At 61.2% G+C, this 418-nt stretch carries 1 protein-coding gene; it reads right to left on the reverse strand.

The genetic code is table 11. The features are described 5' to 3' along the window. On the reverse strand, positions 1 to 418 hold a 418-nt coding region (locus AC1D0P_RS30515; RefSeq protein WP_477680151.1), incomplete at both ends, for a GMC family oxidoreductase N-terminal domain-containing protein.

Consider the following 418-nt stretch of genomic DNA (forward strand, 5'->3'; position numbering starts at 1 on the left):
CCGGTGATACGGCCATTGTCGATCAACAGCCGCTCGGCCGTATGATCGGTAACGATTTCAAGATTGGCGCGTTTGCGGACATCGTCGGTGAGATAGGCAAGCGAAGTGGGGATACGGTGGCCGTTGTCGTCGACGGCGATGGCGCCGACGAAGATGCCGTCCTCCCAGACGCCGTTCTGGTCGGCGTGGCGCTTGTAGCCCTGCCGTTCGAAGACGCCACAGACGTTTTTGTCGAAGGGCGACATGCGCTGGTCTGAAATCCGCCGGATCGGGATCGGCCCGACCGTACCGTGATATTTGTTGTCATTGCCGAAGTCGACATCGCGTTCGAGCTTGCGGAAATAGGGAAGGGCAGCCTCGAACGACCAGCCGTCGGCGCCCATCTCTCCCCACTCGTCATAGTCGGACGGCGCACCGC

This window comes from Polaromonas sp. P1_G2, from assembly GCF_056405515.1.